This is a genomic window from Pseudomonas sp. S07E 245 (assembly GCF_019599025.1).
Taxonomy (GTDB): domain Bacteria; phylum Pseudomonadota; class Gammaproteobacteria; order Pseudomonadales; family Pseudomonadaceae; genus Aquipseudomonas; species Aquipseudomonas shirazensis.
Map to the genome: position 1 here is coordinate 521500 of NZ_CP080625.1, position 13952 is coordinate 535451.

Here is a 13952-nt window from a genome sequence, read left to right on the forward strand (position 1 = left end):
CCATGAGACAGGTCCTGCGCCTATGTGCTTTTTGTCTGGCGCCCACCGTCGCACTGATGGCTTTGCGCGTTGTCACAAGATAATCGCGTAAACGATTGTTCTGACCAAAAATTTAAGCAATCCGACAGCTCTTGCAGTGTATGATTGCGCCCGTCAGCCCCGCCGGGGCTTGTGGAATACCACCATGGACTTACCCAGTAGTTACCCCTTAATCCGATTTGCCAAAATAGATCTGATCGATTGATCTCCCCGGCGTGCTCCGCTGCTGGGAGTGGAGTTCGCCTATGACCGAAGTCGAAGTAAAGAAAAGCCAAGACAGCCTGCAGGATCGCCTGGCCCAGGTGATTGACCTGCTGCAGCGTCAGCGTGTTGTTGAAGACCTGACCCACCGTCAGGAGGGGCAGCACAATAGCCTGGTGGAGAGCCTCGTCCACCGCCAGAACCTGGTCGAGCTGCAACGCAAGCTCGATGACCTGCACCCTGCCGACATCGCCTACATTCTCGAAGCACTGCCGCTCGACGACCGCCTGACGGTCTGGCAGTTGGTGCGCTCTGATCGTGACGGCGACATCCTCCTGGAAGTATCCGACGCCGTCCGCCAGACCCTGATCGCCGACATGGACGATCACGAGCTGCTGGCCGCTGCCAAGGAAATGGACGCCGACGAACTCGCTGACCTGGCTCCCGAGCTGCCGCGTGACGTTGTCCACGAGCTGATGGAGACCCTCGACGCCCAGCAACGCGAGCGGGTCCGCTCGGCGCTGAGCTACGACGAGGATCAGGTCGGTGCACTGATGGACTTCGAGATGGTCACCATCCGCGAAGACGTCAGCCTGGAAGTGGTACTGCGTTACCTGCGTCGGCTCAAGGAGTTGCCAGGCCACACCGACAAGCTGTTTGTGGTCGACTCCGATGGCATGCTCAAGGGCGTGTTGCCGATCAAGCGCCTGCTGGTCAATGATCCGGACAAGCAGGTGGCTGAGGTCATGGCTACCGACCCGGTCAGTTTCCACCCTGACGACGACGCCTACGACGCCGCGCAGGCGTTCGAACGTTACGACCTGGTATCTGCCCCTGTAGTCGACAAGAGCGATCGCCTGATCGGCCGTCTGACCATCGACGAGATGGTCGACCTGATCCGTGAGGAAAGCGAAAGCGAAGTCCTCAACATGGCCGGTCTGCGCGAAGAAGAAGACATTTTCGCCTCGGTCTGGCGCTCGCTGCGCAACCGTTGGGCGTGGCTGGCGATCAACCTGATTACCGCGTTCCTCGCCTCTCGCGTGATTGGCCTGTTCGAAGGCTCGATCGAGAAGCTGGTGGCATTGGCGGCATTGATGCCGATCGTTGCTGGTATCGGCGGCAACTCGGGCAACCAGACCATCACCATGATCGTCCGCGCCATGGCGCTGGACCAGGTCAGCCCGGGCAACACCTCGCGATTGATGCGCAAGGAGCTGGCGGTGTCATTGATCAACGGCCTGGTCTGGGGTGGTGTAATCGGGGTAGTGGCGTATCTGCTCTACGGCAGCTGGTCGCTGGGCCTGGTAATGACCGGAGCAATGACTCTGAACCTGCTGTTGGCGGCGCTGATGGGGGTTTTGATCCCGATGACCCTGGTCCGCCTCGGGCGTGACCCGGCGATGGGTGCCAGTGTGATGATCACGGCAGTGACAGACAGTGGCGGCTTCTTCATCTTCCTTGGCCTGGCCACGATATTCCTGATGTAAACCCACTGCCGGCGCTTGATTGAAGAGCGCCGGCCGCCAGAAACAACAAAGCCAGCTTGCGCTGGCTTTGTTGTTTCTGGCGGTTTGATCAGGACGCGTCGGCGGCCATTTCCACATCGTGGGCAATCAAGGCTACCAGAGCGTTTTGTTGGCGGTGGGAGAGCTGGCGGAAGCGTTGCAGCAGCTCGCGCTCGTGCAGGCTCAGCTCAGGGCTGTCCAGGCGCATGCTCAGCTCGTCGCCCAGTGCACCTTCCTGGATAAGGCTCTGTTCCAGGCGGGCAATGATCTCGGAGTTCATGCTGCGGTGATGGTTGCGGGCTACCTCGGCAATGCGCTCACGCATCCCGTCTGGCAGACGAACGACAAACTTGTCAGCGGTGCGGCTTGAATAAATAGCCTGTTTCAATGGGCGCATATAAATTGACCGGTTTACTGGTTCAGGGGAAGCGGTTGTCAAATGCCGCGCGGTGGAAATCTGACCGTCGCGACGGCAAAATGTTCAACCGTCGTGTATTTTTGGCGTTCATCATGCCTAAAATCTGCCGTTTCCTTGGCGTCAATTCTGTGACAAATAGTGATCCGCATAAAGGCTTTTTGCCAGTACCAATTATCAGAAATGAGCACTGGTTTGAAAAGTTTAGCGTTTTTCGGATCTACTGAATGTCAGACCTCTGCCGTCAAAATCTGGTAACAGTCGGAAAAGGGCAGGGAAAACACCTAGAATGCGCTCGGTCCCTAACAGTGAGCATAGTGGCTATGCAATATGACGCAAGCGGCAGTCCATCGACAGTAGGTAGGTTGATATTCCTCGTTGGACCCTCTGGATCAGGAAAAGATTCCCTGATCGACGCGTCTTGGGCGAAATTGACCGAGCACGGCATCATGGTTGCTCGCCGCGTCATTACCCGCTCGCCCGAAGCACTGGGCGAGGCCGCGCAGGGTGTCAGCCCTGAGCAATTCGAGCAGATGCGCGCAGGTGGGCATTTTGCCATGTATTGGCAGGCAAATGCTTTGGCATATGGCATTCCGGCGCAGATTGATCAGTGGCTGCAGGCTGGCAAGCACGTTTTGGTAAACGGATCGCGGGCTTACTTGGCCGAAGCGCGGCGACGTTACCCGGACCTGCTGGCAATCCGCCTCGAGGTAAACCCGACCGTCCTGCGTCAGCGTTTGCTGGCGCGCGGCCGAGAGACCCCGCAAGCCATCGAGCAGCGTTTGCAGCGCAGCGCCGAACTGCAGGTGACCGCCGCCGACAACGTGCATGTGCTGGACAACTCGCAGACGCTGGAGCAATCGGTCACCAGTCTGTTTGCCTTGCTGCAGGCCGAAGGTTTGCTTCAAGCCTGACCGCTATGACAAGTCTTACGTGGCAAAAGCCCGAATCGGGCATGACAAACGGTCTGGCGCTGGTTAACATGCTCGCCGTCACGCTCATCGGCGCTCGCCGGTGGCCCTGGTCCCAGTAGCTCAATTGGATAGAGCATCCCCCTCCTAAGGGGAAGGTTGGCCGTTCGAACCGGCCCTGGGACACCATCTCTCGCGCTGCAGGCGCCCACGCAGCACCGTCACCTCCCCCAGACATTTCCCGCCGGACCTGGCACTTTCATGCTAGATTCTCGGAAATATCCGACCATTTCCATGCTGCAACGCCCAACTTGATCCCAAACGATCGGGATTACCGCGCTGGGCAGGCTTATTCACTACTCTGTGGAAGACATCACGATGCAGCAATCTTCTGCCGACGAGACCATTCGTGCGGCATTGCAGAGGTCCCATGCGCGGCTTCATCGCCAGCATGAGTTGGTGGTCGAGTTTGGCGTCGCCTCGCTCAAGGCGAGTGACCTGGACCTGTTGCTTACCAAGGCTTGCGTGGTGGTTGCCGAAGGCATGCAGACGCGCTTTGCCAAGGTGCTCACGCCGCTGCCCGACAGTGAAGACTTGCTGCTGTCGCACGGGGTTGGCTGGGACGAAGACGATATCGGTCACGCGACGCTGGGTGGTGACGTCGCCAGTCCGGCGGGTTATGCCATCGCCACCTACCGCCCGGTGCTGTCCAATCATCTTGGTCAGGAGCACCGTTTTCGCACCCCCGAGTTGCTGAAGAAGTACGGTATCGAGCGTGCCATCAACGTGCCGATTCGTGGTGCGATGACGCCGTTCGGCGTACTCGAAGCCGACAGCACCGACGGTGATGACTTCATCGAGAGCGATATCGTCTTTCTCGAAGGCATCGCCAACGTGCTATCGATGGCAGTCGAGCGGTTGGCGGCTGGTAACGCCGAGGCGCTGCCCGACCCGTATTCGGAGAGCATGCTCAACGCCAGCCCGGACTGCGTGAAGGTACTGTCGACCGATGGCGAAATCGAGTTCATGAATGACGCCGGCATGTGCCTGATGCAAGTCGGCGACCTGGCCATGGTCAAAGGCAAGCCTTGGCCGCAGCTGTGGCCAGAAGAGTCCAAGAACCTTGTGCTGGGCGTTATCGAGAAGGTCAGCAGCGGCGAATCCGCTCGCTTCGAGGCGTTCTGCCCGACCGCCAGCAACGAGCCCCGTTGGTGGGATGTCACCGTGGCGCCGATCGTCAGCCCGGACGGCGTGATCAGCAAGCTGATCGCGGTGTCCCGCGACATTACCGAGCGCCATCACCATGAGGCCAAGCTGCTCTCACTGATCGCCGCGCAGAACTCCAAGCTCAACGAAAGTGACCTTTTCCTTGAAGAGATTCACCACCGGGTCAAGAACAGCCTGCACCTGGTCAACACCTTGCTTATGTTGCAAGCCAACCTGACAGCGGACGAAGCGGTCAAGCTCCAGCTGGAGACTGCCGCTGGGCGCGTAGTGACGATTGCCAGCGTGCACGAGCGCTTGTACCAGGCGACAGAAAGCCAGGACCTCGATGTGGTTGAGTATCTGGGAGCGCTGTTGGGTGATCTGGGCAATGCGTTGGGTGATCGCAAGATCTCGTTGGAGGCTACGTCGTTTGTGCTGGCGCAAGAAAGAATGGCGCCGCTGGGGATGGTGGTGTCCGAGCTGATCACCAATGCGCTCAAGTACGGCAAGGGAAAAATCGAGGTCAGCCTGCACAAGGCTGAGGATCATGCCTTGATCACGGTGACCGACCAGGGTGACGGCTTCCCGGAGACCTTTCCCAAACCCAGTGGCACCGGACTGGGCATGCGTCTGGTCAAGAGTTACTCAGGTTACGGCGACAGCGCCATTTCGATTGATCGGCTGGAAGGCAAAAGCACCATCCGGGTCCGCTTCAAACTCTGATCCAGACCCAAGCGTGCAGCGCAGAGCGCGGTGCACGCCGGTCCTGCCGTTAGATATGCAGTGCGTGCCCCAAAGCGCGCAACGCGGCTTCCTGCACCGCCTCACCCAGGGTCGGGTGGGCATGGATGGTACCGGCTATATCCTCCAGCCGCGCGCCCATCTCCAGCGACTGAGCAAACGCCGTCGACAGTTCTGAAACTGCCACGCCTACTGCCTGCCAACCCACGATCAGATGGTTGTCGCGCCGCGCTACCACGCGCACGAAGCCGGTCTTTGACTCGAGTGTCATGGCCCGACCATTGGCCGCGAACGGGAACTGCGCAATGATGCAATCCAGACCTTGCTGGCTGGCCTGCTCCGGCGTTTGCCCAACCACCACCAACTCTGGATCGGTAAAGCACACTGCGGCAATCGCGGTGGGCGCAAAGAGCCGTGCGTGGCCGGCGATCAGCTCGGCGACCAGTTCGCCCTGGGCCATGGCGCGGTGCGCCAGCATTGGCTCACCCGCCACATCGCCGATGGCCCAGACGTTGCGCATGCTGGTCTGGCAGCGCTCATCAATGGCGACGGCAGCACCGTTCATACTCAGCCCCAGGCTTTCCAGATTGAAGCCTTGCGTGCGTGGCCGGCGACCGACGGCGACCAGCACCTGATCGGCCTCCAGCAGCAGTTGTTGGCCGTCGGCAGTGCGCGCCTGCAAGGAGCCGCCCTCATAGCCTTCGACGCTGTGGCCCAGGTATGTAGCGACGCCGAGCTTTTTCAATGACTCGGCAACCGGTGCAGTCAATTCGGCATCGTAAGTCGGCAAGATCCGCTCACGCGCTTCGACCACGCTGACCTGTACCCCAAGCTTGCGATAGGCGATACCCAGCTCCAGGCCGATGTAGCCGCCGCCGACGACCACCAGGTGCTGGGGCAGTGCCTTGGGCGCGAGTGCTTCAGTGGACGAGATCACCGCGCCGCCCAGCGGCAGCATCGGCAGTTCAACGCTGCTGGAGCCGGTGGCCAGCAGCAGATGATCACAACGGATCAACTGCCCATCGACCTCGACGCTTTTGCCATCGACGATCTTCGCCCAGCCATGGATCACGGTCACCCCGTGCTTTTTCAGCAAGGCCGCGACACCACTGGTCAAACGATCGACAATGCCGTCTTTCCAGGCCACGCTGCGGCTGATGTCCAGCTGCGGTGTGGCCACGCTGATGCCCAGTGCGGCGTGTTCGCTGTGTCGGCAGGTCTGGTGAAACCGCTCGGCTACATGGATCAGCGCCTTGGACGGGATGCAGCCGACATTCAGGCAGGTGCCGCCGAGCGCCTGACCTTCGATCAATACGGTAGGGATGCCCAGCTGGCCGGCACGGATCGCTGCGATGTAGCCGCCAGGACCGCCACCGATGATCAGCAGGGTGGTGTTGAGGGTCTGAGTCATGCTCACTCCACGAACAGGCAGGCGGGTTGCTCAAGCAAGCCGCGCACGGCCTGGATGAACAAGGCGGCGTCCATGCCATCGACCACGCGGTGATCGAACGAGCTGGACAGGTTCATCATCTTGCGCACGACGATCTGGCCGTCGACCACCACCGGCCGTTCGACCATGCGGTTGACGCCGACGATCGCTACCTCCGGGGTGTTGACCACGGGCGTGCTGACAATGCCGCCCAGGGCGCCAAGGCTGGTTAGGGTGATGGTCGAGCCGGACAGCTCGTCGCGGCTGGCCTTGTTGTTGCGCGCCGCGTGGGCCAGGCGGGTGATCTCGCTGGCATTGCTCCACAGGCTGCCGGCCTCGGCGTGACGCAGTACCGGGACTATCAGGCCGTTGTCGCCCTGGGTGGCAATGCCGACATGCACCGCACCATGGCGGGTGATGACCTGGGCTTCGTCGTCATAGGTGGCGTTGATCTGCGGGAAGTCGCGCAGGGCGACGACCATTGCCCGCACCAGCAACGGCAGCAGGGTGAGTTTGCCGCGGCTTTCGCCGTACTTGCGATTGAGCTGTTGGCGCAGGGCCTCCAGCGCGGTCACGTCGATTTCTTCAACGTAGCTGAAGTGGGCAACACGGCGCTTGGCATCCTGCATGCGCTGGGCAATCTTGCGGCGCAGGCCGATCACCGGCACCTGCTCGCTGTCGGTGCGCCGGCTATACCCACTTGGCGCTTGCCCGGCAGCGGACTGTGGTTTGCTCATGAAGTTGTCGAGGTCTTCGTGCTGAATACGCCCGGCCGGGCCACTGCCGTGCACATAACGTAATTCGATACCGGCATCCAGCGCGCGCTTGCGCACGGCAGGGGAGGCCAGTGGTTTTTCGTTGGCCTGGCGCGGCACGATTTCAGCGCTGGGCTTGCTCGCCGCAGGCTGGCTGGTGACGCTGGCTGGGGTAGCTACTGGCGCTGGCGCTTCAGTCTGTGCAGTGCTGACGGCAGGCGCCGCAGCTGCTGCAGCCGGTTTGCTGTCAGGTGCATCAACATGGTTGCCACTGCCTTCGACTTCGATGCGGATCAGCTCGCTGCCGACCGCCATGACTTCACCCGGCTGGCCGCCGAGGGCTACTACCGTGCCGCTGACCGGCGAGGGGATTTCCACCGTGGCCTTGTCGGTCATGACATCGGCCACTACCTGATCTTCGGCAATTACATCGCCGACCTTGACGAACCACTCAACCAACTCGACCTGCGCGATGCCTTCGCCGATGTCCGGCATCTTGATGACGTGCGTGCCCATTCAGACCTCCATGACCTTTTTCAGTGCCGCGCCAACCCGCGAAGGGCCTGGGAAGTACGCCCATTCCTGCGCGTGCGGGTAGGGCGTGTCCCAGCCGGTGACGCGCTCGATCGGCGCTTCGAGGTGATGGAAGCAATGCTCTTGCACCAGCGCGACCAACTCGGCACCAAAACCGCAGGTGCGTGTGGCTTCGTGTACGACCACGCAGCGGCCGGTTTTTTTCACCGAGTCGACAATCGCGTCCAGGTCCAGCGGCCACAGGCTGCGCAGGTCGATGACTTCGGCGTCGACGCCGGTCTCTTCGGCAGCCACTTGCGCGACATAGACAGTGGTGCCGTAGGTCAGCACGGTCACGTCGTTGCCGGGCCGCACGATCGCAGCCTTGTCCAGCGGCACTTTGTAGTAGCCGTCCGGCACTGCGCTCTGGGCATGCTTGGCCCATGGCGTCACCGGGCGGTCGTGGTGGCCGTCGAACGGGCCGTTGTACAGGCGCTTGGGCTCGAGGAAGATCACCGGGTCGTCGCATTCGATCGAGGCAATCAACAGGCCCTTGGCGTCATACGGGTTGGACGGCATGACCGTGCGCAGCCCGCAGACCTGGGTGAACATCGCCTCAGGGCTCTGGCTATGGGTTTGCCCGCCATAGATGCCGCCGCCGCAAGGCATGCGCAGAGTCAGCGGCGAAATGAACTCACCGGCCGAGCGATAGCGCAGGCGGGCCATCTCCGAGACGATCTGGTCGGAGGCCGGGTAGAAGTAGTCGGCGAACTGGATTTCCACCACCGGGCGCAGGCCATAGGCACCCATGCCGACAGCAGTACCGACGATGCCGCTTTCGGAAATCGGCGCATCGAATACCCGCGACTTGCCATACTTGGTCTGCAGACCTTCAGTGCAGCGGAACACACCGCCGAAATAGCCGACGTCCTGGCCATAGATGACCACATTGTCATCGCGCTCAAGCATCACATCCATGGCCGAGCGCAAGGCCTGGATCATGGTCATGGTAGTGGTGGACATGGCGGTTTCCAGGTCGATGCTGTTGTTGTGATCGTTCATGTTCAGACCCCCAGCTCTTGGCGCTGACGGCGCAGGTGCTCAGGCATTTCCTTGTACACGTCCTCGAACATCGAGGCGGCACTGGGGATCTGGCCATTGCTCATGGTGCCGTACTGCTCGGCTTGCTTCTGTGCCTTGATCACTTCGGCTTCGAACTCGGCAGTTACTGCCTGATGTTCTTCTTCGGACCACTGGCCGATGTGAATCATGTGCTGCTTGAGGCGGGCGATCGGGTCGCCCAGCGGGAAGTGGCTCCAGTCATCGGCAGGGCGGTACTTGGAAGGGTCGTCCGAGGTCGAGTGCGGGCCGGCGCGGTAGGTGACCCATTCGATCAGGGTTGGCCCAAGGCCACGGCGGGCGCGTTCAGCGGCCCAGCGCGAGGCGGCATACACCGCAACGAAGTCGTTGCCGTCGACGCGCAGCGAGGCGATACCGCAGCCAACGCCACGGCCGGCAAAGGTGGTCGACTCACCGCCGGCGATTGCCTGGAAGGTCGAGATCGCCCACTGGTTGTTGACCACGTTGAGAATCACCGGCGCGCGGTAGACATGGGCAAAGGTCAGGGCAGTGTGGAAGTCCGACTCGGCGGTAGCGCCGTCGCCGATCCAGGCCGAGGCGATCTTGGTATCGCCCTTGATCGCCGAGGCCATCGCCCAGCCGACGGCCTGGACGAACTGGGTGGCGAGGTTGCCGCTGATGGTGAAGAAGCCGGCTTCGCGCACCGAGTACATGATCGGCAGCTGACGGCCCTTGAGCGGATCGCGCTCGTTGGACAGCAGTTGGCATATCATGTCGACCAGCGACACGTCGCGGGCCATCAGGATGCTTTGCTGGCGGTAGGTCGGGAAGCACATGTCGCTGCGGTTCAGGGCCAACGCCTGAGCGCTGCCAATGGCCTCTTCGCCAAGGCTTTGCATGTAGAAAGACATCTTCTTCTGGCGCTGGGCAACCACCATGCGGCTGTCGAAGATACGCGTCTTGAGCATGGCGCGCATACCCTGACGCAGGATCTGCGGGTCGATGTCCGCAGCCCATGGGCCAACGGCGTTGCCGTGCTCATCGAGCACGCGCACCAGGCTGTTGGACAGGTCTGCGGTTTCGGCAGGCTCGACATCGATAGGGGGCTTGCGAACCTGGCCTGCATCGTTCAGACGCAGGTAGGAGAAATCAGTCTGGCAGCCTGGCCGGCCGGTAGGCTCGGGCACATGCAAACGCAGGGGGGCGTACTCGTTCATGCTGTTTACGCTCGCTCGAATATTGTTTTTGTGAGCTTTGAAGCGGTCGCCGCTGAATGCCGGCTCGTGACCAGCAGGTCAGTGCTGACTACATGGTAGTGGGAGCGCAGGAGAATATTTCTCTCTTGTTGATTGCCTTTGCCCTCACGCCCAGATAAACATTCCGCATAAACACAAAAAACTGGTGATTTTGTCTCATGCGCAAACTCGATCGCACCGATATCGGCATTCTCAACAGCCTGCAGGAAAACGCCCGCATCACCAACGCCGAGCTGGCCCGCTCCGTCAACCTGTCACCGACGCCGTGCTTCAATCGGGTCAAGGCGATGGAGGAGCTGGGCGTGATTCGCCAGCAAGTGACCTTGCTGTCGCCTGAGGTGCTGGGGCTGGACGTCAATGTGTTCATCCATGTCAGCCTGGAAAAGCAGGTCGAGCAGTCGCTGCATCGCTTCGAGGAAGAGATCGCCGAGCGGCCCGAGGTGATGGAGTGTTACCTGATGACCGGCGACCCGGATTACCTGCTCAGGGTGTTGTTGCCGAGTATTCAGGCGCTCGAGCGGTTTCTCGACTACCTGACCCGCTTGCCGGGGGTAGCCAACATCCGCTCCAGCTTCGCCCTCAAGCAAGTGCGGTACAAAACGGCGTTGCCGTTGCCAGCCAATGGCATGACCTTGCGTGAATGAGATGGACGATGTGCGAGGGTGTACAGGAACTCTGCCGTGACCCACTCATCGAAGCTAGACCTTTTTGCTGACTACGGCCTGCAGCCCGGCCTGTTTGCCCTTATGCTTGCCAGCATACCCTCCACCTGAATCGGGAGCCCCTCAGGGACGCATGCGCCAGATCTGGAAGTCTTTTCGTTCACTGTACTTTGCTGCGCTGATGATGCTGATTGGCTCCGGTCTGCTCAGTACCTACCTGGCGCTGCGCCTGGCGGCTGAAAACGTCGATAGCCTGTGGGTGGGTGCCTTGATGGCGGCCAACTACTTTGGTCTGGCGCTGGGCGGCAAGATCGGCCACCGGCTGATTGCCCGGGTTGGGCATATCCGCGCCTACGCGACCTGCGCTGGTATCGTCGGCGCGGCGGTGCTCGGCCATGGCCTGACCGACCTGTTGCCGGTGTGGGTTGGGCTGCGGGTGATCGTCGGTCTGGGCATGATGTGTCAGTACATGGTCATCGAGAGCTGGCTCAATGAGCAGGCCGATGCCAAACAGCGCGGTGCCGTATTCAGCGGCTACATGATCGCTTCGTATCTGGGCCTGGTGCTGGGTCAGTTGATTCTGGTTGTGCACCCTGAACTTGGCCCTGAGCTGCTGATGCTGGTCGCCATGTGCTTCGCCCTGTGCCTGGTGCCCGTGGCGATGACCCGGCGCATTCACCCGGCGCCGTTGCATCCGGCACCGATGGAGCCGAAGTTCTTCATCAAGCGTGTGCCGCAGTCGCTGAGTACCGTGCTTGGCGCGGGGCTGATCGTCGGCTCGTTCTATGGTTTGGCGCCGCTGTACGCCTCCAATCAAGGCCTGAGCACAGAGCAGATCGGTTTGTTCATGGGTTGCTGCATCTTTGCCGGGTTGTTGGTGCAGTGGCCGCTGGGCTGGTTGTCCGACCGTTATGATCGCGCAGTGCTGATCCGTAGCGCGGCGGGCGGCCTGGCGCTGGCGGCGTTGCCGCTGGCGATCCTGCCCAGTGTGCCGTTGGAAGTGCTGTTTGCGGTCGGCTTTGTCATCTCGTTGTTGCAGTTCTGCCTGTATCCGCTGGCGGTGGCTTTTTCCAATGACCATGTCGAGAGCGAGCGGCGGGTGTCGTTGACCGCAATGTTGCTGGTTACTTATGGCGTGGGCGCCTGTATCGGGCCGTTGGCGGCAGGCGTGCTGATGAAGCTGCTCGGGCCGCAGATGCTCTATGCATTCTTCCTGTTCTTCGCGCTGGTGCTGGTGTGGCGGATTCGACCGAAGGCGGTTACCGGTTTGCACCAGGTGGAGGATGCGCCGCTAGGACACGTCGCGATGCCGGCTGCTGGCTCGCCATTGTCGGCGGCGCTCGACCCGCGGGTGGATGAGCAGACTGTGCAGGATGTGATGCAGACGCCAGTGGCGGCGGAGGATACCGAGGAGGATCAGGTCGGTCCTGAGGGCAGGCCTTCCGAGCTGTAAGGGCTGGGCCCGCATAGCGGGCCCGGAATCTCAGTAATCGTCTTTATCGAATCGCCGCGCTTCACGCTGCAGCTGGTAGACAAAACTTTCGATCTTGCGCTGCGCCTGACCACTCAGGTTGTGGAAGCGCACGCCAGCGAAGGTGGTATTGATGCGTTCTTCGAAGTGCAGATGACGCAGCTCGACCATCACGTCCACCAGCCCCAACGGGTTGCCCGCCTTGAATCGCTCGTAAACCTGGCCCAATTGCAGACGCTGTTCTACGTCGCCTTCAAAACGCATCTTGCAGCCGGTGGCGGAGATGTCCAGCAGCTTGCCGCGCAGTGCGCCATTGCCCTTGATATGGGTACCATCAAGCGTCACATCGACCAACTGGGATAGTTTCAGCGCAGCGCGGAACGCGTTGCGGCGCTGGTGGTAGACAACTTCTTCCGGTAGGGGGCCGCGGTAGCTGCGGTGGCCATCGACCTCGGTGATGGTCAATGGCGAGTTGCATTCCCAGGCGATACGCACGCCGTCATGGAAGCCTTCAACGCGGAACGGTTCGCCGTTCTCTATGAATTTTTCCCCGTCGCGCGGGATCATTTCATCCAGTGCCACGCTGTTGCTGTCACGGTCAACATCCACTACATAGCTCTGGAACCGCTGGCTACGCTCGTGGAAGGTGATGATCAGCGGATCGTGGCTATCCAGCAGTTGACGCAAGTTGGCGACAATTTCCAAAGGGGTATTGAGCACCTTTGGCGGCTGGGGAGCATCGGATTCATTGAACACGGGTTATAAATCTCCAGGCAAAAACGACACACGCAATTAACGGCATTTTGCCAGTAGTACCGTGCAATGTCAGAAAAATCACACTTGGCTGAGCGCCCGCGGTTTGACCATTGGCGAGGTTGCGCCACGGCTGTCATACAGCGACGGAGAGTCGCCGCCCATGAGGATGCGGATTTGATTGGATGTGGCGTTTTGCTGGACCTGGATGATCCGCCCATTGGTCTCGTTGACCTGTTGGCAGGTATCCATCAACTGGGTCAGCACGCCGAGCTGCTGCATGATCAGCTCGCCGTTGGGCGAGAGGTCGGCAACTGCCTGCACACCGGCGCGATCCGCCGTGAGGCCGAGGCTGGTGAGCAGGTGATTACGGCGCTGGCCCTGCTGCTCGAGCAGCACGATCAAAGACTGCTTACGGGCGAGAATGGTCTCGAGCACCTCGATTTCACGGCCATGCAGGGCGACTGCCTCGTTCTGTAGCAACTCGAGCAGTTCCTGGGTGGGCGCGATGTCGTCTTCGATCAGTTGCAGCAGGGTTGTGTCGTGCATGGCTGGCTCTTTGGCTTGTAGCGTCCTTGAAGTCAGCGCGCCGAAGGCTTAGCGCTGAGCTTCGAAATCAAGCAGTTTACTGGCGACCCGGCTGGCATCGACCTGGTAGCTGCCGTCGGCGATCGCTTGTTTCAACTCAGCCACGCGGGCGCTGTTGACTACCGGCTGGTCGCGCAGCTTGTCGCTGATCTTCTGCAACTGCTGAGCCTCTTGGCTGAAATGTACCGCTTCTCCGCTGACGCTGGAGCGCGCTGGTGTTTCGCTGGCTTCACCGCTTTTTTCGGTGCTGCCGGCCGCGGTGCCACCGCGTACGCCGCCGACTGACGGCGAATTGTTCAAACGACTGAAGTCGATGACCATGATCAGAAACCTCTGGGTATTAAGACGCTTGCCTTGTTTTCGGCCAACCCGAAGAAAACTTTAGGCACGAATACGAAGCTGCCTGTCAGCAAGCTTTCGCTACCCG

At 60.8% G+C, this 13952-nt stretch carries 13 protein-coding genes and 1 tRNA gene; 6 read left to right on the forward strand and 8 right to left on the reverse strand.

Annotated features, from left to right (window positions below; all coding sequences use genetic code 11):
• Positions 1–284 precede the first annotated feature (284 nt).
• Positions 285–1727, forward strand: coding sequence for a magnesium transporter (gene mgtE, locus K3F44_RS02450; RefSeq protein ID WP_101317732.1), 1443 nt, complete (start codon positions 285–287; stop codon positions 1725–1727).
• An 88-nt stretch (positions 1728–1815) separates the two neighbouring features.
• Here the strand turns inward: mgtE and K3F44_RS02455 are convergent, their stop codons facing one another.
• Positions 1816–2142, reverse strand: coding sequence for an Arc family DNA-binding protein (locus K3F44_RS02455; RefSeq protein ID WP_033699552.1), 327 nt, complete (start codon positions 2140–2142; stop codon positions 1816–1818).
• Between the two features lie 341 nt (positions 2143–2483).
• Here K3F44_RS02455 and phnN point away from each other — a divergent pair, with 341 nt between their 5' ends.
• From phnN to K3F44_RS02470, 3 genes are all read left to right on the forward strand, one after another.
• Positions 2484–3074 (forward strand): phosphonate metabolism protein/1,5-bisphosphokinase (PRPP-forming) PhnN, encoded by a 591-nt coding sequence (gene phnN, locus K3F44_RS02460; RefSeq protein ID WP_150569832.1) that lies wholly within the window; start codon positions 2484–2486, stop codon positions 3072–3074.
• Positions 3075–3183: 109 nt separating this feature from the next.
• Positions 3184–3260 (forward strand) — tRNA-Arg (locus K3F44_RS02465).
• A 189-nt stretch (positions 3261–3449) separates the two neighbouring features.
• Positions 3450–5000 carry a sensor histidine kinase gene (locus tag K3F44_RS02470; protein WP_220633273.1) on the forward strand — a complete coding sequence of 517 codons (1551 nt, stop codon included), beginning with the start codon at positions 3450–3452 and terminating at the stop codon, positions 4998–5000.
• Between the two features lie 49 nt (positions 5001–5049).
• On the opposite strand, the gene lpdA is transcribed toward K3F44_RS02470, so the two are convergent.
• The 4 genes from lpdA to K3F44_RS02490 are packed head-to-tail and all read right to left on the reverse strand — an operon-like array spanning position 5050 to position 10012.
• The gene (gene lpdA, locus K3F44_RS02475; RefSeq protein ID WP_220633274.1) at positions 5050–6429 is read right to left on the reverse strand and encodes a dihydrolipoyl dehydrogenase; all 1380 of its coding nucleotides are present in this window, start codon (positions 6427–6429) and stop codon (positions 5050–5052) included.
• Between the two features lie 2 nt (positions 6430–6431).
• Positions 6432–7718 carry a dihydrolipoamide acetyltransferase family protein gene (locus K3F44_RS02480; protein WP_220633275.1) on the reverse strand — a complete coding sequence of 429 codons (1287 nt, stop codon included), beginning with the start codon at positions 7716–7718 and terminating at the stop codon, positions 6432–6434.
• A complete protein-coding gene (locus K3F44_RS02485; RefSeq protein ID WP_101317744.1) occupies positions 7719–8777 on the reverse strand; it encodes an alpha-ketoacid dehydrogenase subunit beta in 1059 nt (352 codons plus the stop codon).
• 2 nt (positions 8778–8779) lie between these two features.
• Complete coding sequence (locus K3F44_RS02490) at positions 8780–10012, reverse strand: 3-methyl-2-oxobutanoate dehydrogenase (2-methylpropanoyl-transferring) subunit alpha (protein ID WP_103436616.1); 1233 nt, start codon at positions 10010–10012, stop codon at positions 8780–8782.
• Between the two features lie 197 nt (positions 10013–10209).
• On the opposite strand from K3F44_RS02490, the gene bkdR reads away from it, so the two are divergent.
• Positions 10210–10695: a Bkd operon transcriptional regulator BkdR gene (gene bkdR / locus K3F44_RS02495; RefSeq protein ID WP_054891915.1), complete on the forward strand. Its 486-nt coding sequence runs from the start codon at positions 10210–10212 to the stop codon at positions 10693–10695.
• 151 nt (positions 10696–10846) lie between these two features.
• A complete protein-coding gene (locus tag K3F44_RS02500; protein ID WP_101317748.1) occupies positions 10847–12166 on the forward strand; it encodes an MFS transporter in 1320 nt (439 codons plus the stop codon).
• A 30-nt stretch (positions 12167–12196) separates the two neighbouring features.
• On the opposite strand, the gene K3F44_RS02505 is transcribed toward K3F44_RS02500, so the two are convergent.
• From K3F44_RS02505 to flgM, 3 genes are all read right to left on the reverse strand, one after another.
• A complete protein-coding gene (locus tag K3F44_RS02505) occupies positions 12197–12940 on the reverse strand; it encodes a flagellar brake protein (protein WP_220633276.1) in 744 nt (247 codons plus the stop codon).
• 78 nt (positions 12941–13018) lie between these two features.
• Positions 13019–13486, reverse strand: a complete 468-nt coding sequence (locus K3F44_RS02510; protein ID WP_101317752.1) for a flagella synthesis protein FlgN — start codon at positions 13484–13486, stop codon at positions 13019–13021.
• A 48-nt stretch (positions 13487–13534) separates the two neighbouring features.
• The gene (gene flgM / locus K3F44_RS02515) at positions 13535–13846 is read right to left on the reverse strand and encodes a flagellar biosynthesis anti-sigma factor FlgM (RefSeq protein WP_150569794.1); all 312 of its coding nucleotides are present in this window, start codon (positions 13844–13846) and stop codon (positions 13535–13537) included.
• Positions 13847–13952 lie beyond the last annotated feature (106 nt).